The following is a 22,691-nucleotide window of genomic DNA, read 5'->3' as shown; positions in this document are numbered from 1 at the left end:
CGCCGCGAACTAGGCTGGGAGCATGGCGGAGAAGTGGTCACTCGGGCGCGCGCTGCGCGGGATGTTCGTCAAGCCCACGATCGACGAGGGCACGTGGGAGGACCTCGAGACGGCTCTCATCACGGCGGACTTCGGCCCCGAGATCACCGAGCGCATCGTCGACGAGCTCCGCGAGAAGGTCGATCGGTACCGCACGACCGACCCCAAGGACCTCCAGCGGATGCTGAAGGAGACGCTCGAGGAGCACTTCGCGCGATTCGACACCACGCTCAAGCTCACCGAGCGCCCCGCGGTCGTGCTCGTCGTCGGCGTGAACGGCGTCGGCAAGACCACGACGATCGGCAAGTTCGCGCACTTCCTGCGCCGCTACAACCGGTCGGTGGTGGTCGGCGCGGCCGACACGTTCCGCGCCGCCGCCGTCGACCAGCTCGCGACGTGGGCGGAGCGCGGCGGGGCAGCGATCGTCCGCCCCGAGCGCGAGGGGCAGGATCCGGCGTCCGTCGCCTTCCAGACGATCGACCACGCCAAGCGCACGGGCACGGAGATCGTGCTCGTCGACACCGCCGGCCGCCTGCACACCAAGGGCGGCCTGATGGACGAGCTCACGAAAATCCGGCGCGTGATCGAGAAGCAGGCCCCCATCAGCGAGGTGCTCCTCGTGCTCGACGCGACGACCGGGCAGAACGGCGTGATGCAGGCGCAGGCGTTCCTCGAGCACGCCGGGGTCACCGGTCTCGTCCTCACCAAGCTCGACGGATCGGCGAAGGGCGGCTTCGTGCTCGCGGTGCAGGAGCGCACGGGCATCCCCGTCAAGCTGCTCGGTCAGGGCGAGGGGATCGGCGACCTCACGGGCTTCACGCCGCACGTGTTCGCCGCGTCGCTTGTCGACTGACGGCTCGGATGGTTGAGTAAGCGACATGGCGATCGAACACGACTTCTTCGGACTGCTGGAGTCCGGTCCCGACGGCTCGATCTTCTGGTCGGAGAACGTCGAGCTCGGCGACCAGACCGTGTCCGTCGACCTGACGGCGCCCGATCAGGAGGACGTGTCGCAGGAGGCGCTGGACGCCGCCGCGGCGATCGTGTCGTCGCTCGAGGAGGTCGACCGCCGCAGCCGGATCGCCATGCTCGGCGAGGTCGACAACCGCGCGAGCGAGGTGACCGAGTACATCCTCATGCAGCAGGAGACGCTCGGCGACGGCCTCGAGGACTTCCTCGTCGACATCTCCGGCGATCCGGCGGTCGACATCATCCGCTCGCTCAATCTCATGAGCATGACGATCCTCGCGGACGAGCACGGCGGATCCGACCCGTTCGCGGTGCTCGAGTACGCGCTCGACCCCGACGCGACCGACGACGTGCTGCTCGTGAACCTCACGAGCGACGGCAGCATCCACTCGGTCACGAGCGCCGAGTAGCGCGCCTCAGCGCGACGCCGCGATGAGCTCGCGCGTGAAGAGGTGCGCCGGCGAGGCGTAGACGTCCTCGGTGGCGCCCGTCTCGACGATCCGCCCGTCCTGCATCACGGCGACGCGGTCGCTGACGAGGCGCACGACCGCGAGGTCGTGCGAGATGAACACGATGCCGAGGCCCTCGTCGCGCTGGAGGCCGTCGAGCAGCCGGAGGATGCCGGCCTGCGTCGTGACGTCGAGCGCCGAGACCGGCTCGTCGCAGACGAGCACGTCGGGACGGCCCGCGAGAGCCCGGGCGATGGCGACGCGCTGGCGCTGCCCTCCGGACAGCTCCGCCGGGCGCCGCGCGAGGATCGACGCGTCGAGGCCTACCCGCGCGAGCAGCTGCGCGGGCGCGGGTGCGCCATCCCGATGAGAGTGCCGCAGGATGCGCGCGACGTCGTGGCGCGGGTCGAACGAGGCCAGCGGATCCTGCGGGACGAGGCGCACGCGCGGCGCCGGGGCGGCGAGCACCCGCCGACCCGCATCGGGCGCCACCGCTCCGATGAGGAGGCGCGCGAGCGTCGACTTGCCCGAGCCCGACTCGCCGACGACGCCGAGCGTCTCGCCGCGGCGCACGACGACGTCCACGCCGTCCACGGCCGCCGTGGGCGCGCCGGATGGCCCGCGATACCGCAGGACGAGGCCCTCGCCCCGCAGCAGCACGGGGCCGGCAGGGGAGGATGGCGCGGGCCGCGGCCCGCGAGGACGCGCCGCGAGCAGCGCGCGCGTGACCGCGTGGGTCGGCGCGGCGAGGACGGTCTCGGCCGCGCCGGCCTCCACGATGCGTCCGGCGTCGAGGACCGCGACGCGGTCCGCGACACGCGCGACCGCGCCGAGGTCGTGGCTGATGAGGAGGAGAGCCGCCCCCTCGTCCCGCAGGCGCGCGAGCAGATCCAGCACGCGGACCGCGGTGGTCGCGTCGAGCGCCGTCGTCGGCTCGTCGGCGACGATGACGCGCGCGCCGCCGACGATGGCGGACGCGATGAGCGCGCGCTGGCGCATGCCGCCCGAGAGCTCGCCGGGACGCTGCCGCAGCCGGCCGGCGGCATCGGGCAGCCCCGCGCTCTCGAGGGCGGCGATCACGCGGCGCCTGCGCTCGGGCCGCGGCACGCGGCGCACCGCGAGCGCCTCGCCGACCTCGTCCTCGATCGTGCGCAGGGGGTCGAGCGACTGCAGCGCGTCCTGCAGGACGAGTGCGATGTCCGCGCCCCGCAGCCGGCGCCATCCGCGCCCGCCGAGCCGCCGCACGTCCCGCCCCGCGAACGCGAGACGCGATGCCGTGACCGCGGCGCCGGGCGTCGTCTGGGTGAGGCCGAGGAGCGTCCGCGCGAGCACGGACTTGCCCGCGCCCGACTCCCCGACGACGGCGAGGCACTCGCCTGCGTCGAGCGTCAGGTCGATCCCCTTCAGCACCTCGCCCGCCCCGCGCAGGCGCACGCGCAGATCGGCGACGTCGAGCACGCTCATCGGCCTGCCCCTCCCAGGCGGCGGCCGACGACGGTGAGCGCCGTGGCGGTGGCGACGATCGCGAGGCCAGGGAAGATCGTCAGCCACGGGGCGTACGAGATGTAGACACGGCCCGCGTCGAGCATGGCGCCCCATTCGGGCGACGGCGGCGGCGTGCCCAGCCCGAGGAAGCTGAGGGCCGACACCCACACGATGGCCTGCCCGATGCCGAGGGTCGCCGTCGCGACGAGGGGCCAGAGCGTGTTGGGCGCGATATGGCGCGCGAAGGCGCGCAGGGGAGGGGTCCCCTCGAGCCGCGCGTAGGCGACGTAGTCGCTGCGCGCAACGCCGCGCACCCGCGAGCGGAGGATCCGCGCATAGCCCGGAGCGGTCGCGAGCCCGATCGCGAGGACCGAGCTCTGGGTGCCGGGGCCGAGCACCGCGACGAGGAGGAGCGCCATGACGAGCGTGGGCAGGGCGAAAAGCACCTCGACCACGCGCCCGAGGGCCGCCTCGAGCCAGCGCGGACCGAGGCCGGCGGCGAACCCGATCGCGACGCCGAGGCCGATGCCGAGCGCGGTCGCCCAGACGCCGATGCCCGCCGACGCCGCCGCGCCGTGGACGATGCGGACGAGCACGTCGCGCCCCGACTCGTCCGTGCCGAGCGGGTGGCCGGGGGAGGGCGGGCGGAACGCGGATGCCGGGTCGATCGCGAGCGGATCCTGCGGCGCGAGCACGGACGGCGCGATGATCGCCACGCCGAGGAGAGCGAGGCACGCGAGCGCGGCCGCGCCCGACCAGCCGAGGCGCGACCTCACGAGCCCACCGCCACGTCGGGCATGCGGACGGCACCCGGCCGCGGACCGCGCAGGCGCGGGTCGACGAGCAGCTCGGCCGCGTCGGAGAGGACGACGACCGCGACGTAGAGGAGCGCGACGATCGAGACGGCGCCGATCACGACGGGCACGTCCCGCGCGAGCGCGGCCTCCTGGAGCAGTCGGCCGAGACCCGGGCGCGCGAACAGCACCTCGACGACGACCGCTCCGCTCAGGAGGTTGCCGAAGGCCCATCCCGACAGCGCGATCGCGGGCAGCGCGGCGTGCCGCAGGGTGTGGCGCAGGAGCACGCGCGGCTCGCCGGCGCCCCGAGCGCGCGCCGTGGTCGCGAACGGGGCGCGATCGGCCTCGAGCAGCGCATCGCGGGAGACCTGGGCGAGGAAGCCGGCGATCGGGATCGCGAGCGTCACGACCGGGAGCACGAGCTCGGCGGGCGAGCTGCCGGCGCTCGTGGCGGGGAGGGCGCCGAACGTCGACGCGAAGACGAGGATGAGCACCGCGCCCAGCCAGAACTGCGGCATGACCGTCGCGGTCACCTCGACGCCGCGGAGCGCGGCGCCGACGACGCGGCCCGCACGGCCGCGGGCCGACGTGGCGACGATCGCGCCGGCGACGGCCAGCACCCACGCGAGACCGAGGGCGAGCACGGCCAGCAGCAGCGTCGAGGGCAGCTGCTGCCCGATGAGCTCGGCCACGCCCTGGCGGCGCGCATAGGAGTCGCCGAGCTGCAGCGTCGCGACCCGCGCGAGCTGCACGGCGTACTGCACGACGAGCGGCTGGTCGAGCCCGTACGCGCGCTCCGCGGCGGCGACCGCCTCGGGCCCGGCCTGGGATCCGGGGCCGCCCAGGATCGCCTCGAGCGGGTCGCCCGTCGCGCGCAGCGCGAAGAAGACGACCGTCGCGACGATCCAGACCACGAGCGCCGCGCGCGCGAGGCGCGCGGCGATCCAGCGCAGGGCGGCCATCCGGCTCAATCGGCCAGGCGCGCGTTCACGAACGTGGGCGTGGCCACCGTGCCGAGGGTCGTGACGCCCGTCGCGCCGCCCACGAGGAAGTGGTTCTGCTGGTCGTAGAGGGGCAGGATCGCGAAGCTCTCGAGCACGATGCGCTGCGCCTCGGTGTAGCGCTCGGCGCGCTCGTCGGGGTCGAGCGTCGACGCCGCGGCGTCGAGGGCCGCATCGAGCTCGGGCAGCTGGAGCATCGCGTGGTTCGCGAAGTACCCCGACGGCGCGGGGACCGTTCCGGACGAGTGGTAGAGGATGCGCAGCACGTCCGGTCCGACGATCGTGTAGGGCGCGCTCACGGCCTCGTACTCGTGCGCGCCGAGCGCGCCGTACCAGGTGGAGAGGTCGACCGGGTCGAGCACGACGTCGAATCCGACCGCCGCGGCGTTGGCCTGGATCTGCTCGAAGAGCGACTGCTCTGCCGCGGTCGACTGGTCGGTCGAGACGGGGAACCGCACGGTGAGGCGCGCCCCGTCCTTCATCCGCGTCCCGTCGTCGTCGGCCTCGGTCCAGCCCGCCTCGTCGAGGAGCGCCGCTGCCGCGTCGGGATCGGTCGCGAAGAGCTCCTCGTCGGAGTAGGCGAGCGGCTCGACGCTCGACAGCGGCGAGTACGACCGCTCGGCCGTGCCGAGGAACAGCGACTGGATGCCGGGGGTGGGGTCGGCGGCGCGGATGAAGGCCTCGCGCACGCGCACGTCGTCGAACGGGGGCTGGGCCGTGTTCAGCTCGATGCGGTTGGACGAGGCGGGGCGGGGCGCGTCGATGTGCTCGATGCCCTGCTGCTGGGCCGCGACGATGTCGGCGGGCAGCGGGTTGTCGATGACGTCGACCTCGCCCGAGGCGAGTGCGGCCTGGCGCGTGGCGGCGTCGGGGATGAAGCGCCACTCGATGCCGTCGAGGTGCGCGGGCCCGTCGTGGTCGGCGTGCGGGTTCGACGCGACGTAGTCCTCGTTGCGCGTGAGCGTGACGCTCTGCTGAGGGGTCCACTCCTGCACGACGAAGGGGCCGGTCCCGATCGGGGCGAGGCAGTTCTCCTCCTGCCCGCGTGCGAGGCCCGCCGGCGACTCCATGGCCGTCCAGGGCTGGCTCAGGGCCTCGAGGAGGGCGGACTTCGGCGTCGAGAGGCGGAAGCGCACGTGCGTGTCGTCGACGACCTCGATCTGCTCGATCTGCTCGACGGCCAGGTAGCCCGTCGAGGACGCCGTGTCCGGGTCCTGCAGGTGCTCGATGTTGGCCTTGACTGCCTCGGCGTCGAAGGGCGTTCCGTCGGTGAACGAGACGTCGTCGCGCAGCGTGATGTCCCAGGTCAGTCCGTCCTCCGACGTCTCCCAGTCCGTCGCGAGCCAGGGTCGCATCGTGCCGTCGGCGTCGCGGCCGAAGAGCGGCTCGAGGTACTGCGAGCTGAGCAGGGCCTGCGGGTAGTTGCCGCCCACGTGCGGGTCGAGGCAGGTGGGCTCCGCATCGCCGGTCGCGTAGACGAGCGTTCCGCCGGCGGATGGCGACGCCGCGCCGTCGCCGGGCGCCGCGGGAGCGCAGGCCGCGAGGAGCGCGACGGGGAGGACGAGGACGGCGGCGGACAGGGCGCGTGAGGACATGGCTGCTTTCGACGGGAAAGGTGGACAGCGTCCAACTTTACCGGCGCCGGCAGCCCCGGGGCGCGGCGGCGGGTATTGTTGGACGGGATCCAGAAACACCGAGGAGGAGACGCCGTGATGGACGTCCTGCTGGCGGGTCTCGCGCCCGACTACGTTCCCTATCTGGAGGGCTGGTCCCTGCAGCGCCGCATCCACGCCGACGTGGTCGCCGGCGAGCGCTCCGACACGCTCATCCTGCTCGAGCACGAGGCCGTGTACACGGCGGGCAAGCGCACCGAGCCGCACGAGCGCCCTCAGGACGGCACTCCCGTCGTCGACGTCGACCGCGGAGGCAAGATCACCTGGCACGGGCCCGGCCAGCTGGTCGGCTACCCGATCCTCCGCCTGCCCGAGCGGTTCGCCGTCGTCGACCACGTGCGGCGGCTCGAGCGGATCCTCATCGGCGTGCTCGCCGAGCACGGTGTGGAGGGGTTCCAGGTCGACGGCCGCAGCGGCGTGTGGGTGCAGGGCGTGCTCCGCGAGGAGAAGGTCGCCGCGATCGGCGTGCGCGTCGCGCAGGGCGTGTCGATGCACGGCTTCGCGATCAACTGCGACAACACGCTCGAGGGGTTCGGCGGCATCATCCCCTGCGGCATCACCGATGCGGGGGTGACGACGATGAGCTCGCACGCCGGCCGGATCATCTCGCCCGCCGACGTCGTCGACTCGGTCGTGTCGGCCTTCGCCGCCGAGGACGCGGAGGTGACCGCGTGAGCGCCGCTCCCGACGGACGCCGCCTGCTGCGGCTCGAGGTGCGCAACGCGCAGACGCCGATCGAGCGCAAGCCGTCCTGGATCAAGACGACAGCCAAGCTGGGCCCCGAGTACCAGGCGCTCCACTCGCTCGTGAAGAGCGAGGACCTGCACACGGTGTGCCAGGAGGCGGGATGCCCCAACATCTTCGAGTGCTGGGAGGACCGCGAGGCGACCTTCCTCATCGGCGGCTCGCAGTGCACCCGCCGCTGCGACTTCTGCCAGATCGACACGGGGAAGCCGGCCGAGTACGACACCGACGAGCCGCGCCGCGTCGCGGAGAGCGTCCAGCGGATGGGCCTGCGCTACGCGACGGTGACGAGCGTGGCCCGCGACGACCTGCCCGACACGGGCGCGTGGCTCAACGCCGAGACCGTGCGGAAGATCCACGAGCTCAACCCGAACACGGGCGTCGAGCTCCTCGCGAACGAGCACAATGCGGATCCCGCGCTCCTGGGGCAGATCTTCGACGCGCGTCCCGAGGTGTTCGCGCACAACGTCGAGACGGTGCCGCGCATCTTCAAGCGGATCCGGCCGGCGTTCCGCTACGAGCGCTCGCTCGACGTCCTCACGCAGGCGCGCGCCGCCGGGCTCATCACGAAGTCGAACCTCATCCTCGGCATGGGCGAGGAGCCGCACGAGGTGGTCCAGGCGCTGCAGGACCTCCACGACGCGGGCTGCGACATCATCACGATCACGCAGTACCTGCGGCCGTCGCCGCGTCACCTCCCCGTGCACCGCTGGGTCAAGCCCGAGGAGTTCATCGGGTTCAAGGAGGAGGCGGAGCGCATCGGGTTCCTCGGCGTGCTCGCGGGTCCGCTCGTGCGGTCGTCGTACCGTGCCGGGCGCCTCTGGGCGCAGTCGATGATCTCGAAGGGGCGGGAGATCCCCGAGCACCTCGCGCACATCGCGGCGTCGGCCGACCTCGGCTTCGCCCAGGCGGTCTGACGGCGGCTAGCCTGGAACGGATGGCCAGGACGAGGGGAGCGGGGCGACCGCGCGCGTCCTCGCTCGAGATGCTCGCCGAGGCCGCGTGCGAGCTCTTCCTCGAGCAGGGCTTCGATGCGACGTCGATCGCCGACATCGCGAACCGCGCGGGCGTGAGCCGCTCCAGCTTCTTCAACTACGCGTCGTCGAAGTCGGCGCTCCTGTGGGCCGGCTTCGACGAGCGCGCCGCGGCCCTCGAGCGCGCGCTGGACGCTCCGGGCGTCGACGGGCCCGCGATCGTCGAGGCGCTGCGCGCCTTCGCCGACGGGCTGCGGCCCGACGCGCTCGCCCTCGCGATCGCGAACGCCGACGCCATGGGCATCGCAGCGGACCTCGAGCGCGAGTCGGCGGTGCGGATGGCGCGGATCGCCGCGACCGTCGCCGCCGCGCTGCGGCACGCCGGTCGGGCGTCCATCCCGGCCGACGTGCTCGGAGCCGCGTACGCGGGCGCCGTGATGAGCGCGCTGCGTCACTGGGCGCACGTCGGGCCCGGAGCGCGCTCGCTCGGCGACGTCGTCGCCGAGGCGCTCGGCTCCGTCCCCGTCGACCCGCCGCGCGCGTCGACGTCCGGCGCCGGGTAAAATCGACCCATCATGGCTACTTTCGGCACGCTCTCCGAGCGCCTCACCGACACCTTCCGCAACCTCCGCACGAAGGGCAAGCTCTCGCCCGCGGACGTCGACGGGACCGTGCGCGAGATCCGCCGCGCACTCCTCGATGCGGATGTCGCGCTGCAGGTGGTCAAGGAGTTCACGGGGCGCGTGCGCGAGCGCGCGCTGGGCGACGACGTCAACCGGGCGCTCAACCCCGCGCAGCAGGTCGTGCAGATCGTCAACGAGGAGCTCGTGGGCATCCTCGGCGGCGAGCAGCGCCGTCTGGCGTTCGCGAAGAACCCGCCGACGGTCATCATGCTCGCGGGCCTTCAGGGCTCGGGCAAGACGACATTCGCCGGCAAGCTCGCCAAGCGTCTCGAGAAGGACGGCCACACGCCGCTCCTCATCGCCGCCGACCTGCAGCGCCCCAACGCCGTGAACCAGCTCCAGGTCGTCGCCGAGCGCGCGGGGGCCGCGATCTACGCGCCCGAGCCCGGCAACGGCGTCGGCGACCCCGTGCGGGTCGCGCGCGACGGCGTCGAGCACGCGCGCCGCCAGCAGCACGACGTCGTGATCATCGACACCGCCGGCCGTCTCGGCGTCGACGCCGAGCTCATGAAGCAGGCCTCCGACATCCGCCGCGCGACGCAGCCCGACGAGGTGCTCTTCGTCATCGACGCGATGATCGGACAGGACGCGGTCAACACCGCGAAGGCCTTCCAGGACGGCGTGGACTTCACCGGCGTCGTGCTGTCGAAGCTCGACGGCGACGCGCGAGGCGGCGCGGCGCTCTCGGTCGCGTCCGTGACCGGGCGCCCGATCATCTTCGCGTCGACCGGCGAGGGCCTCGACGACCTCGAGGACTTCCACCCCGACCGCATGGCGAGCCGCATCCTCGACCTCGGCGACATCCTCACCCTCATCGAGCAGGCCCAGCAGGCGTTCGACGAGGAGGAGGCGCGGAAGGTCGCCGAGAAGTTCGCGACCGACCAGTTCACCCTCGACGACTTCCTGCAGCAGATGCAGCAGCTGAAGAAGATGGGGTCGATGAAGAAGATGCTCGGGATGCTCCCGGGCATGGGCCAGATGAAGCAGCAGCTCGAGGACTTCGACGAGCGCGAGATCGACCGCACCGAGGCGATCATCCGCTCGATGACGCCTGCGGAGCGCGCGAACACGAAGATCCTCAACGGCTCCCGCCGCCTGCGCATCGCGAAGGGCTCCGGCGTGACGGTCACCGACGTCAACCAGCTCGTGAACCGCTTCGAGCAGGCGGCGAAGATGATGAAGACCGTCGCCCGCGGCGGCACCCCGAGCATCCCCGGCATGGGCGCGATGCCCGGCATGGGCCGGCCGGGTGCCTCCGCCAAGCGCGGCAAGAAGGGCAAGAAGGGCCAGGGGTCGCGCTCGGGCAACCCGGCCAAGCGCGCCGCCGAGAACGCCGCTCTGCCGGCGGCGCCCGCGCCCAGCGGCTCGGGCTTCGGTCTCGGCGCGGGCGCGCCGGCGCCGAGCGAGGCCGATCTCGTCGAGATCCAGAAGCTCTTCGGCAAGGGCTGAGTCAGGCCCCGCCCACGACCTGGGCGCGCCGCGCGGGCACCTGGCCGATGATGAGCGCGCCGAGAGCGAGCGCGATCCCCGCCGCCTGCACGGGCGTGAAGGTCTCGCCGAGCACGGCGACGCCGATGAGCGTCGCGACCACGGGCGAGAGCAGGCCGAGCAGCCCCGCGGCGAATGCCGGCAGCCGCTGGATCCCCCGGAACCACAGAGTGTACGCGACGATGCCGCCCGCCGTCGCGAGCCAGACGTACCCGGCGACCGCAGCGCCGTCGATGCGCGCGGGGACGCCCTCGACGGCGAGCACGGCCGGCAGCAGGACGAGACCGCCCGCCGTCAGCTGCCAGCCGGCGTAGGAGATCGCGCCCACGCCCTCGGGGCGCCCCCAGCGCTTCGTGAGGACGAGCCCGAGCGCCATCGAGGCGGTCCCGCCGATCGCCGCGGCGACGCCGATCGGATCGAGAGCGGCGCTCGGCCCGAGGACGACGAGCGCCACGCCGACCGCGCCGGCCGCGCCGATCGCGAGCGGCCGCGGGCGCACCGGGGTGCGCAGCACCACGGCCGACAGGAGCACGACGATGACCGGCTGCGCGCCGCCGACGGCCGCGGCGACGCCGCCGGGAAGGCGCTCGGCCGCGAGGAAGAGCAGCGGGAAGAACGCGCCGATGTTCAGCGCGCCCAGGAGCGCGGCGCGAGCCCACCAGACGCCGCGGGGCAGCGCGCGGCCGATCGCGAGCGCGAGGAGCCCCGCGGGCAGGGCGCGCAGGAGCGCCGCGAAGAGGGGATGCCCTGGCGGCAGGAGCTCGCTCGTCACGATGTAGGTCGTGCCCCACGCGATCGGCGCGAGGGCGGTGAGGAGGACGGTGACGGGAGCGCTCATGGCTCCAGCCTCCGCCCCGCTATCGGGATGAGTCCAACGCATCCTTCTCATCTGAATGATGAAGCGGGATCATGGATGCATGGAGCTCCAGCAGATGCGCTACGTCGTCGCCGTGATCGAGGAGGGCGGGTTCACGCGCGCCGCGGCGCGCTGCCACGTGACGCAGTCGGCCCTCAGTCACCAGATCGCTGCGCTCGAGCGCGAGATCGGGACGCGCCTGTTCGCGCGGACGAGCAGGGCGGTGCGCGTGACGGAGGCGGGCGAGGCGTTCGCGGCGCACGCGCGCGAGGCGCTCCTGGCAGCCGACCGCGCCAGGGAGGAGGCCGCGTCGGCCGCCGGAGAGGTGCGCGGGACGCTGCGCATGGGCGTCATCCCGACGGTCACGGCCGTCGACGTCCCGGCGGTGCTCGGGCGCTTCCGCGCGGAGCATCCGCACGTGCGCGTCGAGCTGCGGATGGGCAACAGCGACGAGATGGTGCCCGCCGTGCGCGCGGGCGCGCTCGACGTCGCCCTCCTCGGCCTGCGGGACGGCCTCGTGCCCGAGGGTGTCGCCTCGCGGGTGCTCGCACGGGAGGCCCTGGTCGCGGTGCTGCCGGGCGGCCATCCGCTCGCGTCCCGCGAGATCCTCTCGCTCGCCGACCTCGCGGACGCGGTCTTCGCCGACTTCCCCTCCGGCACCTCAGGGCGGGAGCAGTCCGATCATGCGTTCGCGTCGGCCGGCATCGCGCGCGACGTCGCGTTCGAGGCGGGCACGGCCGATCATCTGCGCGGCCTCGCGGCCGCGGGCCTCGCGGTCACGCTCCTGCCGCCGGGGGTCGTCCCGAGGGACGACCGCGCGATCGCGGCGGTGCCCGTGAGCGACGGTCCGGTGCGCGCCGAGCACGTCGCGTGGGACGCCCGCGCCCCGCGCGCGGCGGCGCGTGCGCTCCTGCCGCTCATCGTGTGAGACTGGCGCCATGGACCAGCGGATCAGCCTCATCACGCTCGTGGTCGACGACGTCGCGGCCTCGCGGCGGTTCTACATCGAAGGACTCGCATGGCGCGCCGAGTTCGAGGCGCCCGGCGAGGTGCTCATGATCCGCGTGGGGGAGCGGCTCCTCCTCTCCCTCTGGGATCGCGCTCACGCCGAGGAGGAGATCGGCGCGGTCACCCGCGGAGGCACACCGCCGGTCACGCTCGCGCACAACGTCGCCGAGCCCGCGCAGGTCGACGCCGTGCTCGCGCAGGCGCGGACCGCCGGCGCGACGGCCGTCGTCGCGGCGCAGCAGCGCGAGTGGGGCGGCTACTCCGGCTACTTCGCCGACCCCGACGGCTTCCGATGGGAGGTCGCCGTCAACCCGTCGCCCCTGGGCGAGAGCCTGCTGCCCTGACGCGACGGCGGGCCCGGAGGATCGCTCCTCCGGGCCCGCCGTGCGCACAGGTCACGCGACGTCGTCGTCGACCCAGTCCATCGACTTCGTGACGGCCTTGCGCCACTGCCGCAGCAGGCGGTCGCGCTCGCCCTCCTCCATCGTCGGCTCCCAGCGCTTGTCCTCCTGCCAGTTCGCGGACAGGTCGTCGAGGCCGTTCCAGAAGCCCACGGCGAGGCCCGCGGCGTAGGCAGCGCCGAGCGCCGTCGTCTCGGCGACGACGGGGCGGACGACCGGCACGCCGAGCACGTCGGCCTGGAACTGCATGAGCGCGTCGTTGGCGACCATGCCGCCGTCGACCTTGAGCTCGGTGAGGTCCACGCCCGCGTCGGCGTTCACGGCGTCGAGCACGTCGCGCGTCTGGTACGCCACGGCCTCGAGGGCGGCGCGCGCGATGTGGTTCCGGTTCGCGTAGCGGGTCAGGCCCACGATCGCACCGCGCGCATCCGGCCGCCAGTACGGAGCGAACAGGCCCGAGAACGCGGGGACGATGTACACGCCGCCGTTGTCCTCGACCTGGCGCGCGAGCTCCTCGACCTCGGGCGCCGTCTGGATGATCCCGAGCTGATCCCGCAGCCACTGGATGAGCGAGCCCGTGACCGCGATCGAGCCCTCCAGGGCGTAGTGCGTCGGCCCGTCGCCGAGCTTGTAGCCGACGGTCGTGAGGAGCCCGTTCTTCGAGTGGACGATGTCCTCGCCCGTGTTGAAGATGAGGAAGCAGCCCGTGCCGTAGGTGTTCTTGCTCTCGCCCTTCTGGAAGGCGGCCTGGCCGAAGGTCGCGGCCTGCTGGTCGCCCAGGATGCCGGCGATGGGGGTCTCGCGCAGGAGCGACGAGCTCTCGGCCGCGCCGTAGACCTCGGAGGACGAGCGGATCTCGGGCATCATCGAGCGCGGCACGCCGAACGCCTCGAGGATGTCGTCGCGCCACTCGAGCGTCTCGAGGTCCATGAACATCGTGCGCGAGGCGTTCGTCACGTCGGTGACGTGGACGCCGCCGTCCGTCCCCCCGGTGAGGTTCCAGAGCACCCACGAGTCGGTCGTGCCGAACGCGAGGTCGCCCGCCTCGGCCTTCTCGCGCGCGCCCTCGACGTTCTCGAGGATCCAGGTGATCTTCGTGCCGGAGAAGTAGGTGGCGAGCGGGAGGCCGACGACCTGCTTGAACCGGTCGCCGCCCCCGTCGGCCGCGAGGCGGTCGACGATGTCCTGCGTGCGCGTGTCCTGCCAGACGATCGCGTTGTAGACCGGCTTGCCCGTCGTGCGGTCCCACACGACGGCCGTCTCGCGCTGGTTCGTGATGCCCACCGCCGCGATGTCGTGGCGGGTGAGGTCTGCGCGGCTCAGCGCGAGGCCGATGACCTCCTGCACGTTGCGCCAGATCTCGATCGGGTCGTGCTCGACCCAGCCGGCCTTCGGCAGGATCTGCTCGTGCTCCTTCTGACCGGTCGCGACGATGCTGCCCTTCTTGTCGAAGATGATCGCGCGGCTCGACGTCGTGCCCTGGTCGATCGCGATGATGTAGTCGGCCATGGTGATTCTCCTTTGAACGCGGATGCGGATGGCGGGTGCTCAGGCGGCGAGGCCGAGGAGCGCGGGTGCGGCGAGGGCGGCGATCGCGCCGCCGATGAGCGGGCCCACGACGGGGACCCACGAGTAGCCCCAGTCGCTCGAGCCCTTGCCCTTGATGGGCAGGATGGCGTGCGCGATGCGCGGACCGAGGTCGCGGGCCGGGTTGATCGCGTAGCCCGTGGGGCCGCCGAGCGAGGCGCCGATGCTGACGACGAGCAGCGCGACCGGCAGGGCCGTGAGCGGGCCGAGGCCGCCGGGCACGCCCACCTCGATGTCGCCGTAGTCGGCGAACGCGAAGATGATGAACACGAGCACGAACGTGCCGATGATCTCGGTGATGAGGTTGTGGCCGTAGGAGCGGATGGCCGGGCCCGTCGAGAACACGCCCAGCTTGTTCGCGGGGTCCTCCTCGACGTCGAAGTGCTGGCGGTAGGCCGCCCAGCACAGGACAGCGCCGATGATCGCGCCGACGAGCTCGGCGGCCGTGGCCACGAGGAACATCGTGAAGGTGATCTTGCCCGCGAGGAGCAGGCCGATGCCGACGGCGGGGTTGAGGATCGCGCCGGAGTACGCGGAGGCGAGCACGCCCGCGAAGACCGCGAGGCCCCATCCCCAGTTCACCATCAGGAAGCCGCCGCCGAAGCCCTTGTTCTTCGCGAGCACGACGTTCGCGACGACGCCGCATCCGAGCAGGATCAGCATCCCCGTTCCGACCATCTCGGACAGGAAGTAGAGCCCGAGGTTCACTTCGTTCATGTCTTCTTCGACCTTTCGTGAGTGCGGCGGCCCCTCTGCCGTCGCACGGGAGTGAGCGGAGATGTCTCCGGTCGGGGCCCCGAGGAGGGAGGCCCCTGCGCCCGTGCGTCAGTGACGCGTGCGGTCGGGGATCGTGAGTCCGTGGAAGTCGTTGAGGATCGTGCGGGCCTGCTCGACCTCATCATCGCGCCGAGCGGCGTCCCAGCCGAGCAGCGGCGCGAGCGCGTCGGCCAGCTCGTCGAGGATGTCCGCGTCCGCGCCTCCGGTGAAGGCGATGCTCGTGCGGCGCAGCACGACGTCGGCGAGGTGGACGACGTGCTCGTCCTGCACCATCCACGCCAGTTCGCGCGTGGAGAGGTCGCCGCGCGCGAGCGGCGCGTCGTCGCCCTGGGCGATGAAGTCCCAGACGGCCGCGGCGCGCGTGCCGTACCGCGTGAGAAGGGCGTCGGCGCGCTCGCCCGCTCCGGCGAGGTGCGCGGAGGTCCACGCCCGGCGGTCGGCCGGCGTGCGCGGGAAGTCGCGGCCGCCGCCGATCGGGCGACCGGCCGTCTTGACGGTGCGGGTGCGGCCGAGGAGGTCGAGGACCGTGTTCGACAGCGACTCGCCGAGCGCGCGGAAGGTCGTCCACTTGCCGCCCACGAGGCTGAGGAGCGGGACGCGCCCCGAGCGGTCGATCTCGACCCGGTAGTCGCGCGAGACGAAGCCGGGTGCGGTGTCCTCGTGGCGGGGGAGCGGGCGGATGCCCGCGAAACGGTAGACGATCTGGCCGCGGTCGACGGCGATCTGGGGGAAGACGTGGTGGATGAGGTCGAAGAAGTAGTCGACCTCCTCCTCGGTGCACACCGCCGGCGTGCTCGGGTCGGCGTCGATGTCGGTCGTCCCCACGAGCACGCGGCCCTTGAGCGGGTAGATGAGCACGATGCGCCCGTCCGAGTGCTCGAAGAAGATCTCGCGCCCCTTGGTCGCCGCGAGCAGCTCGGGGTGATCGAGGACGATGTGCGAGCCCTTCGTGCCGCCCATGAAGCGCGTCTCGGTGCCGAGCGCCTCGTTCGTGAGGTCGGTCCACGGGCCCGACGCGTTCACGACGACGTCCGCCGCGATGGGGAACGTCTCGCCGGTCTCCCGGTCGCGCACGATCACGCCGTCGTCGGTGCGGCCGACCGCCTCGACGTAGTTGAGCGCCTGCGCCCCCGGGTGCGCCGCGATGCCGTCGAGCAGGACGTCGAGCGCGAGGCGCTCGGGGTCGTGCATCGACGCGTCGAAGTACGTCGCCGTGTACTTGATCCTGGGGTCGAGGGCGGGAAGCTCCTCGAGCGACCTGCGGCGGCCGAGGAAGCGGTGCCGCGGCACCATGCCGCCGTCGCGCGAGAAGGTGTCGTAGATGGTCAGGCCGATCTTGATGAGCGCGGCCCCGCGCTCCTGCGGCTTGCCCGATCGGTGCGTGAGGAAGCGCATGGGCGCCGAGAGGATGCCCGAGAAGGTCGAGTAGATCGGGATCGTCGTCTCGAGCGGCTTGACGTAGTGCGGGGCGATCTTGAGGAGTCCGTTGCGCTCCTGGACCGATTCCTGGACGAGGCGGAACTCGCCGTTCTCGAGGTAGCGGATGCCGCCGTGGATCATGTGGCTCGACGCCGAGGAGGCTCCCGAGGCGAAGTCGCCCCGCTCGACGAGCACGACATCGACGCCCTGCAGGGCGAGGTCGCGGAAGGTCGAGATGCCGTTGATGCCGCCGCCGATGATGAGGACCGTCGTGCGGCCGGTCTCGCGGACGGCCGCGACGGACGGGCGCTCGGCGGAAGGACGGGAATCGATCATCGTCGACCTCTCTTCTGTGTCGGTTCGGGTATAGCCTCGGACCCGAGGACACAAGTGCACAACTCGACTGCACATATGTGCAGCGGGGGCGCGGCGGAGAGGTGGCGGAATGGACGCGGAGAGGCCGGGAGCCCGGGACGCGAAGCTCGTGCAGGCGCTCAAGGCCGCGCAGCTCTACTACATGCAGGACCGCACGATGGAGGCGATCGCGCGCGAGCTCGGCACGTCCCGCTCGTCGGTCTCGCGCCTGCTGAGCCACGCGCGGGACATCGGGCTCGTGGACATCCGGATCAACTCGCCGCTCGAGCGCGGGGGCATGCTCGAGCAGCGGGTGAGCGAGCGGTTCCGGGTGGCCGCGCACGTCGTGCCCGTGCCCGCGAACGTGAGCGAGGTCGATCGCCTCGAGCGCGTCGCGATGACGGCCGCGCGTCTGACGGCGCAGTTCGTCGACTCGAACATGATCGTGGGCGTCGCATGGGGATCGACGCTGAGCGCCGTGAGCCGCAACCTCCCCCAGAAGGAGACCCACAACACGACCGTCGTCCAGCTCAACGGCGCGGGCAACACGCAGACGACCGGCGTCGAGTACTCGAGCGAGATCCTGCAGCGGTTCGGGCATGCGTTCGGCGCGAAGGTGCAGCAGTTCCCGGTGCCCGCGTTCTTCGACGACCCGGCCACGCGTGAGGCGATGTGGCGCGAGCGGAGCACCCGGCGGGTGCTCGACCTGCAGGCGCGCATGGATCTCGCGCTCTTCAGCCTGGGCTCGCCGTCCGCCGAGGTCCCCAGCCGGGTCTACGTCGGGGGCTACCTCGACAGGGACGACTACCGGAGCCTCTCGGAGGACCGCGTCATCGGCGACGTCGCGACGGTGTTCTTCCGGGCGGACGGCAGCTGGCGCGACGTGCGGCTCAACGCGCGCGCGACGGGCCCGACCCTCGACCGCCTGCGCCGCGTGCCGCGTCGCGTGTGCGTGGTCGCCGGCGCGCACAAGCTCGCGAGCCTGCGCGCCGCGCTCGGCGCGGGGCTGGCCACCGACGTCGTGCTCGACGAGGCCCTCGCGAACCGCCTCCTCGATGCGAGCTGAGAGCGCCCCCGGTCAGATCTCGGATCGGCCGAGACGCCAGTAGCCCATGAACGCCACGGCGCGGCGGTCGACGCCGTGCTCGCTCACGAGGTGACGCCGCAGCGTCTTGATGCCGGCCGACTCGCCCGCGAGCCACGCGTAGAGCGGAGCGCTCCGGAGCGCCGTCGCGCCCTTCCTCCTCGTCGGCACGTCCCACAGGATCTCGCTGTCGACGTCGATCTCCTCCACCTCGGAGCCGCGGCCCGGCGCGCACAGCGCGGGCGCGACATCCCGCACCGTCTGCACGAGGTGCTCGTTGCGCTGTCGGGAGCCGCGCCCTGTCACGTGCACCGCGAACCCGGGGTGGTCGGGCAGGTAGGCGGCGTCGCGATCGTCCGGCACCTCGAGGACGACCGTGCCCCGCGCGGTGCGGGGGAGCTGCTCGAGGATCACCGCGATCGCGGGCGCGGCCGTCTCGTCTCCCGCGAGCAGGACGTGCTCGACCTCGGCCGGCGGCACGAAGTCGACGCCGAGGCTCACGCCCTCGCGCTCGACCGTCGGCGCGAGGATGAGCAGCTCGTCGCCCACCTGCGCGCTCTGGATCCACGCCGAGGCAGGGCCCGAGACGTCGTGCGCGACCATGTCGACGTCGACCTCGCGGAGGTCGCCGCGCACGGCGCGCGTCGTGTAGGTCCGGAACGGAGGACGGCGATCGACCGGGAGCTCTCGCCAGGTCGTGTACCAGTCCTCGCCCGTCGGCATGTCGTCGATCGACGCCGTCGCGCTCGGGAAGACGACCTTGATGCGCTGGTCGAAGCCGGGGTCGCCGTAGCGGTGCAGCTGCTCGCCTGTGAACGTGAAGCGCCGGAAGCTGGGGGTGAGGTCGGCGATGCGCGCGACGGACACGCGGAAGAACTCCATGTCGGACACGTCAGACTCCTGTCGGGGTGGAGTGCTCGGCCGTGAGCGCGGCGGGGAGCACGTGGTGGCGGCCGCGGGGGAGCACGAGGGGCGTGCCCGAGACCGGGTCGGTGATGACGAGCGCGTCGAGGTCGAACACGTCGGAGATGAGCTCGCTCGTGACGACGTCGCCGGGTGCGCCCGAGGCGATGAGCCGTCCGGCGCGGAGCGCGAAGAGGTGGTCGGCGTACCGGGCCGCGAGGTTGATGTCGTGGAGCACCATGACGATGGTCGTCCCGCGGCGCCGGTTGAGGTCGGTGAGCAGATCGAGCACCTCGATCTGGTGCGTGACGTCGAGGAAGGTCGTGGGCTCGTCGAGGAGGAGGATGCCCGTCTCCTGTGCGAGGGCCATGGCGATCCACACGCGCTGGCGCTGGCCGCCCGACAGCTCGTCGACCGACCGGTCGGCGAGATCGGCGATGCCGGTCGCCTCGAGCGCCTCGGCGACCGCGCGCTCGTCCTCGGCGGTCCACGAGCGGAAGAGCTTCTGGTGCGGATGGCGGCCGCGTCCGACGAGGTCGGCGACGGCGATGCCCTCGGGCGCGATCGGCTGCTGGGGCAGGAGCCCCAGCGTGCGCGCGAGCTGCTTGGTGGGGACCTCGTCGATGCGGCGCCCGTCGAGGACGACGCCGCCGCTGCGCGCGGGGATCAGCCGGGAGATGGTCTTGAGCAGCGTCGACTTGCCGCACGCGTTGGCGCCCACGATGACGCTGATGCGCCCGGCGGGGACGACGAGGTCGACGCCGTCGACGATCGTGCGGCCGCCGTAGCCGGCGACGAGGGACTGTGCTTCGAGGGTGTGCTGCACCGTCATGAGGAACCTCCGAGGCGGCTCGTGCGGACGAGGAGGAAGAGCAGATAGGGGGCGCCGAGGATGCCCGTGATCACGCCGACGGGGAACTTCGTGTCGAACGCGAACTGGCCGAGGAGGTCGGCGCCGAGGACGAGGCAGCCGCCCACGAGGGCCGCCGGCACGGCGAGTGAGGCGCCGGGGCCGACGATGCGCGCGGCGATCGGCCCGGCCAGGAACGCGACGAACGCGATGGGCCCCGTGGTGGCGGTGGCGAAGCACGCGAGCGCGACGGCGGCGAGCACGAGCAGGATGCGCGCGCGGTCGACGCGCACGCCGAGCGCGGTGGCCGAGGCGTCGCCGAGCTCGAGCGCGCGCAGGTCCCGCGAGAGGAGCAGCACGAGGGGCAGGAGGGTCGCGACCGCGACGGCGAGCGGCACGACGTCGTCCATCTTGACGCCGTTGAGACTGCCGGTGAGCCAGCGCATCGCGACCGGGACATCCCATTCCGCCGCGCGCGAGATGACGAACGCCACGACCGAGTCGAGCATCGCGCCGATGCCGATCCCGATGAGGATCAGCCGGCCGCCGGTCGACTCCCCGCCCCTGGCCGTCGCGTAGATGACGGCGGCTGTGCCGACTCCCACGACGAGCGAGAGGAGCATCGTCGCGCCGGCCGACCAGTGCAGGACGACGAGGGCGACCACCGCGGCGGCGCTCGCTCCCGACGTGATGCCGATCACGTCGGGGCTCGCGAGCGGATTGCGCAGCATGGTCTGGAAGGTCGAGCCGGCCAGGCCGAACGCGAGCCCCGCGAGCGCCCCGGCGATGGCCCGCGGGACGCGCAGCGTGCCGACCGTGAACGACGCGCCGGGGACATCCGCGCCGAGGATCACGGCGAGGACGTCGCCCACGGGGTAGATCGTGCGGCCGAGCATGAGCATCGCGCCGAACAGGGCGACGAGCAGCACCGCGAGCACGGCGACGGCGATCGCGCGGCGCCGTGAGCGGCGCCGGCGGCCGGCGCGCAGCGGCTCGACGACGTCGGGCGTCGCGGGCGCGGGAGCGAGGACGGTCATGGCGGGCTTTCGGTCAGAGGGCCTTCATGCGCGTGCGCCGCGCGATGAGGACGAGGACGGGGGCGCCGAGGAAGGCGGTGACGATGCCGGCCTCGACCTCGCCCGGCGAGCCGATCACCCGGCCGATCGTGTCGGCGAGGGTGAGGAGGACGGCGCCGCCGACGGCGGAGAGGGGGAGAAGCCACCGCTGGTCGGGGCCCGACAGGAGACGCACGACGTGCGGCACCATGAGGCCCACGAAGGCGATGGGCCCTGCGATGGCCGTGACGCCCGCGCACAGGACGACGCCGGCCGCGGCGGCGATGGCCCGGGTGCGCCCGACGCGGACGCCGAGCCCGACCGCCACGTCGTCGCCGAGGGCGAGCGCGTTGAGTGCGGGCGAGGCGAGGAGGGCGACGAGCGCGGCCGCGGCCAGCAGCGGCACGATCACGGCCATCGTGTCCCAGCTCGCGCCGCCCACGCCGCCGACCTGCCAGAAGCGGAACTCGTTCATCGCCTGCGCGCGCGGCAGCAGCACGGCGCTCACGAGCGAGGACAGCGCGGCGGTCGTCGCCGCGCCGGCGAGCGCGAGCTTGATGGGCGTCGCTCCGCCGGGCCCGATCGAGCCGATCACGTAGACGAACGCCGCGGCCAGGCTCGCACCCGCGAGGGCGAGGCCGAGGTACGCCCACGTCGACGAGATGCCGAGGAAGGCGATGCCGCACACCACGAACAGCGAGGCGCCGGTGTTGACGCCGAGGATGCCCGGATCCGCGATGGGATTGCGCGTGACCGCCTGCATGAGCGCGCCGGAGAGCGCGAGAGCGGCCCCCGCGACGAGCGCGAGCACGGTCCGGGGGATGCGCTCCTGCACGGCGATCGCGCCGAGCTGCTGCGCGACCTCCCCCCGCGTCCAGGCCGCGAGGCCCTCGAGGATCTCCGGAAGGGCGACCGTCCGCGAGCCGAACGCGAGCGAGAGGACGGCGGCGACGGCGATCGCGAGGACGCCGCCGATGACGAGGGCGACGCGCCGCACCGCCTCCGGCTTCGAGACGGAGGCGGTGCGGTGCTCCGCGAGCGTCACTCGGCCTTCGCCGCCGCGTCGCTCAGCAGCCCGACGTACTCGTCGAGCATCCACGGGATGGACAGGGCGGTCGGCGAGACCGCGCTGGAGAGGGCGTCGCCCATGCCGACGGCGACGACCGCGCCGTTCTGGACCGCGGGGATCGTGCTCCACAGCGGGTCGGCCTGGAGGGCCGGGAGGAGGTCGTCGCCGCCGTACGCGACGATCACGTCGACGTCGGAGAGCCGGTCGACGTTCTCGGCGCTGAAGTCGGCGTAGAACGACCCGTCGGCTCCGGCCTCCTCGACGATGGTCGGCGTGTCGAAGCCGAGGTCGCCGAGGAACGCGGCGCGCGTGTCGCCCGCGGCGTACACGGAGCCGGTGGAGAGGTCGGCCGCGCTGAGCGACAGGAATGCGGCCGTCTTGCCCGCGAAGCCCGCGTCCGCGGTCGCCTCGGCGATCTGCTCGTCGATGTCGGCGATGAGGGCCTCGGCCTCGTCGGCGAGCCCGAGGGCCGCGCCGTCGAGGCGGATCGTCTCGCGCCACGGCGTGTACCAGGGCACGTCCGGGTACGCGACGACCGGCGCGATCTCGCTGAGCGTCGCGTAGTCGTCCTCGGTGATCCCGGAGTGAGCGGCCAGGATCACGTCGGGCGCGGTGTCGGCGATCGCCTCGAAGTCGATGCCGGCGGACGTGTCGAAGATCACCGGCTCGTCGGCGCCGAGCTCCTCGTACGCGTCGAGCGACCACTCGTAGAGGCCGAGCCCGTCGCTCTGGTCGAACGACCAGGTCTGGTCGTCGGCGCCCACAGGGGCCACACCGAGGGCGAGGGCCGCGTCGTGGTTGCCCCATCCGATCGCGGCGACGCGCTCGGGCGCGCTCTCGATCGTCGTCGTGCCGAGCGCGTGCTCGATCTCGACCGGGAAGGAGTCCTCGGCCGGCGAACCCGCGTCCGCGTCGGGGTCGGTGGTCGCGGAGGAGGAGGCGCAGGCCGTCAGGGCGGCGGCGGCGGTGAGGGTCGCGGCGAGCGCGACAGCACGTGTGGAACGCACAGGGGTGCCTTTCATCGTG

22 protein-coding genes are annotated in these 22,691 nt (G+C 72.8%); 9 read left to right on the top strand and 13 right to left on the bottom strand.

All coding sequences use genetic code 11. The annotated features are described in order from the left end of the window. The first annotated feature begins 22 nt into the window (after window positions 1-22). The gene (ftsY, locus tag ACOWU6_RS10770) at window positions 23-892 is read left to right on the top strand and encodes a signal recognition particle-docking protein FtsY (protein ID WP_271171696.1); all 870 of its coding nucleotides are present in this window, start codon (window positions 23-25) and stop codon (window positions 890-892) included. A 25-nt stretch (window positions 893-917) separates the two neighbouring features. Further along, complete coding sequence (locus tag ACOWU6_RS10765) at window positions 918-1,418, top strand: DUF2004 domain-containing protein (protein WP_271171697.1); 501 nt, start codon at window positions 918-920, stop codon at window positions 1,416-1,418. A gap of 6 nt (window positions 1,419-1,424) precedes the next feature. Here the strand turns inward: ACOWU6_RS10765 and ACOWU6_RS10760 are convergent, their stop codons facing one another. The 4 genes from ACOWU6_RS10760 to ACOWU6_RS10745 are packed head-to-tail and all read right to left on the bottom strand — an operon-like array spanning window position 1,425 to window position 6,335. Next, window positions 1,425-2,921: an ATP-binding cassette domain-containing protein gene (locus tag ACOWU6_RS10760; RefSeq protein WP_421075675.1), complete on the bottom strand. Its 1,497-nt coding sequence runs from the start codon at window positions 2,919-2,921 to the stop codon at window positions 1,425-1,427. Then, window positions 2,918-3,718, bottom strand: a complete 801-nt coding sequence (locus tag ACOWU6_RS10755; protein ID WP_421075674.1) for an ABC transporter permease — start codon at window positions 3,716-3,718, stop codon at window positions 2,918-2,920. Before ACOWU6_RS10755 ends, ACOWU6_RS10760 begins: the two co-directional genes overlap by 4 nt. Further along, window positions 3,715-4,701: an ABC transporter permease gene (locus tag ACOWU6_RS10750; RefSeq protein WP_421075673.1), complete on the bottom strand. Its 987-nt coding sequence runs from the start codon at window positions 4,699-4,701 to the stop codon at window positions 3,715-3,717. Before ACOWU6_RS10750 ends, ACOWU6_RS10755 begins: the two co-directional genes overlap by 4 nt. A gap of 5 nt (window positions 4,702-4,706) precedes the next feature. After that, window positions 4,707-6,335 (bottom strand): ABC transporter substrate-binding protein, encoded by a 1,629-nt coding sequence (locus ACOWU6_RS10745; RefSeq protein WP_421075672.1) that lies wholly within the window; start codon window positions 6,333-6,335, stop codon window positions 4,707-4,709. A 114-nt stretch (window positions 6,336-6,449) separates the two neighbouring features. On the opposite strand from ACOWU6_RS10745, the gene lipB reads away from it, so the two are divergent. From lipB to ffh, 4 genes are read left to right on the top strand one after another with little or no spacing between them, the layout of a single operon-like run. Next, window positions 6,450-7,088 (top strand): lipoyl(octanoyl) transferase LipB, encoded by a 639-nt coding sequence (gene lipB / locus ACOWU6_RS10740; protein WP_271171702.1) that lies wholly within the window; start codon window positions 6,450-6,452, stop codon window positions 7,086-7,088. Further along, window positions 7,085-8,074 (top strand): lipoyl synthase, encoded by a 990-nt coding sequence (gene lipA / locus ACOWU6_RS10735; RefSeq protein ID WP_271171703.1) that lies wholly within the window; start codon window positions 7,085-7,087, stop codon window positions 8,072-8,074. Before lipB ends, lipA begins: the two co-directional genes overlap by 4 nt. Window positions 8,075-8,094: 20 nt before the next feature. Continuing rightward, on the top strand, window positions 8,095-8,694 hold the full coding sequence (locus ACOWU6_RS10730; protein WP_324011447.1) for a TetR/AcrR family transcriptional regulator: 600 nt from the start codon (window positions 8,095-8,097) through the stop codon (window positions 8,692-8,694). Between the two features lie 12 nt (window positions 8,695-8,706). Beyond that, window positions 8,707-10,263 carry a signal recognition particle protein gene (ffh, locus tag ACOWU6_RS10725; protein WP_421075671.1) on the top strand — a complete coding sequence of 519 codons (1,557 nt, stop codon included), beginning with the start codon at window positions 8,707-8,709 and terminating at the stop codon, window positions 10,261-10,263. 1 nt (window position 10,264) lies between these two features. On the opposite strand, the gene ACOWU6_RS10720 is transcribed toward ffh, so the two are convergent. Then, window positions 10,265-11,140, bottom strand: a complete 876-nt coding sequence (locus ACOWU6_RS10720) for an EamA family transporter (RefSeq protein WP_324011445.1) — start codon at window positions 11,138-11,140, stop codon at window positions 10,265-10,267. Window positions 11,141-11,219: 79 nt separating this feature from the next. On the opposite strand from ACOWU6_RS10720, the gene ACOWU6_RS10715 reads away from it, so the two are divergent. Next, window positions 11,220-12,086, top strand: a complete 867-nt coding sequence (locus ACOWU6_RS10715) for a LysR family transcriptional regulator (RefSeq protein WP_421075670.1) — start codon at window positions 11,220-11,222, stop codon at window positions 12,084-12,086. A 10-nt stretch (window positions 12,087-12,096) separates the two neighbouring features. Next, complete coding sequence (locus tag ACOWU6_RS10710; RefSeq protein WP_421075669.1) at window positions 12,097-12,510, top strand: VOC family protein; 414 nt, start codon at window positions 12,097-12,099, stop codon at window positions 12,508-12,510. Between the two features lie 51 nt (window positions 12,511-12,561). Here ACOWU6_RS10710 and glpK read toward each other — a convergent pair whose 3' ends face one another. The 3 genes from glpK to ACOWU6_RS10695 all read right to left on the bottom strand — a co-directional run bounded on the left by glpK (window position 12,562) and on the right by ACOWU6_RS10695 (window position 16,686). Continuing rightward, window positions 12,562-14,076: a glycerol kinase GlpK gene (glpK, locus tag ACOWU6_RS10705; protein ID WP_271171709.1), complete on the bottom strand. Its 1,515-nt coding sequence runs from the start codon at window positions 14,074-14,076 to the stop codon at window positions 12,562-12,564. 39 nt (window positions 14,077-14,115) lie between these two features. Then, a complete protein-coding gene (locus ACOWU6_RS10700; RefSeq protein ID WP_324011437.1) occupies window positions 14,116-14,871 on the bottom strand; it encodes an MIP/aquaporin family protein in 756 nt (251 codons plus the stop codon). 108 nt (window positions 14,872-14,979) lie between these two features. Further along, the gene (locus ACOWU6_RS10695; protein ID WP_271171711.1) at window positions 14,980-16,686 is read right to left on the bottom strand and encodes a glycerol-3-phosphate dehydrogenase/oxidase; all 1,707 of its coding nucleotides are present in this window, start codon (window positions 16,684-16,686) and stop codon (window positions 14,980-14,982) included. 109 nt (window positions 16,687-16,795) lie between these two features. On the opposite strand from ACOWU6_RS10695, the gene ACOWU6_RS10690 reads away from it, so the two are divergent. After that, complete coding sequence (locus ACOWU6_RS10690; RefSeq protein ID WP_271171712.1) at window positions 16,796-17,770, top strand: sugar-binding transcriptional regulator; 975 nt, start codon at window positions 16,796-16,798, stop codon at window positions 17,768-17,770. A 12-nt stretch (window positions 17,771-17,782) separates the two neighbouring features. Here the strand turns inward: ACOWU6_RS10690 and ACOWU6_RS10685 are convergent, their stop codons facing one another. From ACOWU6_RS10685 to ACOWU6_RS10665, 5 genes are read right to left on the bottom strand one after another with little or no spacing between them, the layout of a single operon-like run. Continuing rightward, window positions 17,783-18,670: a siderophore-interacting protein gene (locus ACOWU6_RS10685; RefSeq protein WP_324014883.1), complete on the bottom strand. Its 888-nt coding sequence runs from the start codon at window positions 18,668-18,670 to the stop codon at window positions 17,783-17,785. Between the two features lie 10 nt (window positions 18,671-18,680). Next, window positions 18,681-19,523 carry an ABC transporter ATP-binding protein gene (locus ACOWU6_RS10680; protein WP_324011434.1) on the bottom strand — a complete coding sequence of 281 codons (843 nt, stop codon included), beginning with the start codon at window positions 19,521-19,523 and terminating at the stop codon, window positions 18,681-18,683. Next, window positions 19,520-20,578, bottom strand: a complete 1,059-nt coding sequence (locus tag ACOWU6_RS10675) for a FecCD family ABC transporter permease (RefSeq protein WP_421075668.1) — start codon at window positions 20,576-20,578, stop codon at window positions 19,520-19,522. The genes ACOWU6_RS10680 and ACOWU6_RS10675 overlap by 4 nt, the downstream gene beginning before the upstream one ends. A 13-nt stretch (window positions 20,579-20,591) precedes the next feature. Then, window positions 20,592-21,641 carry a FecCD family ABC transporter permease gene (locus ACOWU6_RS10670; protein ID WP_421075667.1) on the bottom strand — a complete coding sequence of 350 codons (1,050 nt, stop codon included), beginning with the start codon at window positions 21,639-21,641 and terminating at the stop codon, window positions 20,592-20,594. Then, the gene (locus ACOWU6_RS10665) at window positions 21,638-22,672 is read right to left on the bottom strand and encodes an iron-siderophore ABC transporter substrate-binding protein (protein ID WP_421075666.1); all 1,035 of its coding nucleotides are present in this window, start codon (window positions 22,670-22,672) and stop codon (window positions 21,638-21,640) included. The genes ACOWU6_RS10670 and ACOWU6_RS10665 overlap by 4 nt, the downstream gene beginning before the upstream one ends. Window positions 22,673-22,691 lie beyond the last annotated feature (19 nt).

The organism is Microbacterium sp. SA156 (genome assembly GCF_049065455.1).
Classification (GTDB): domain Bacteria; phylum Actinomycetota; class Actinomycetes; order Actinomycetales; family Microbacteriaceae; genus Microbacterium; species Microbacterium barkeri.
The sequence above is the reverse complement of the archived record's forward strand: the minus strand, read 5'-3'. Positions and strand labels throughout refer to the sequence as shown.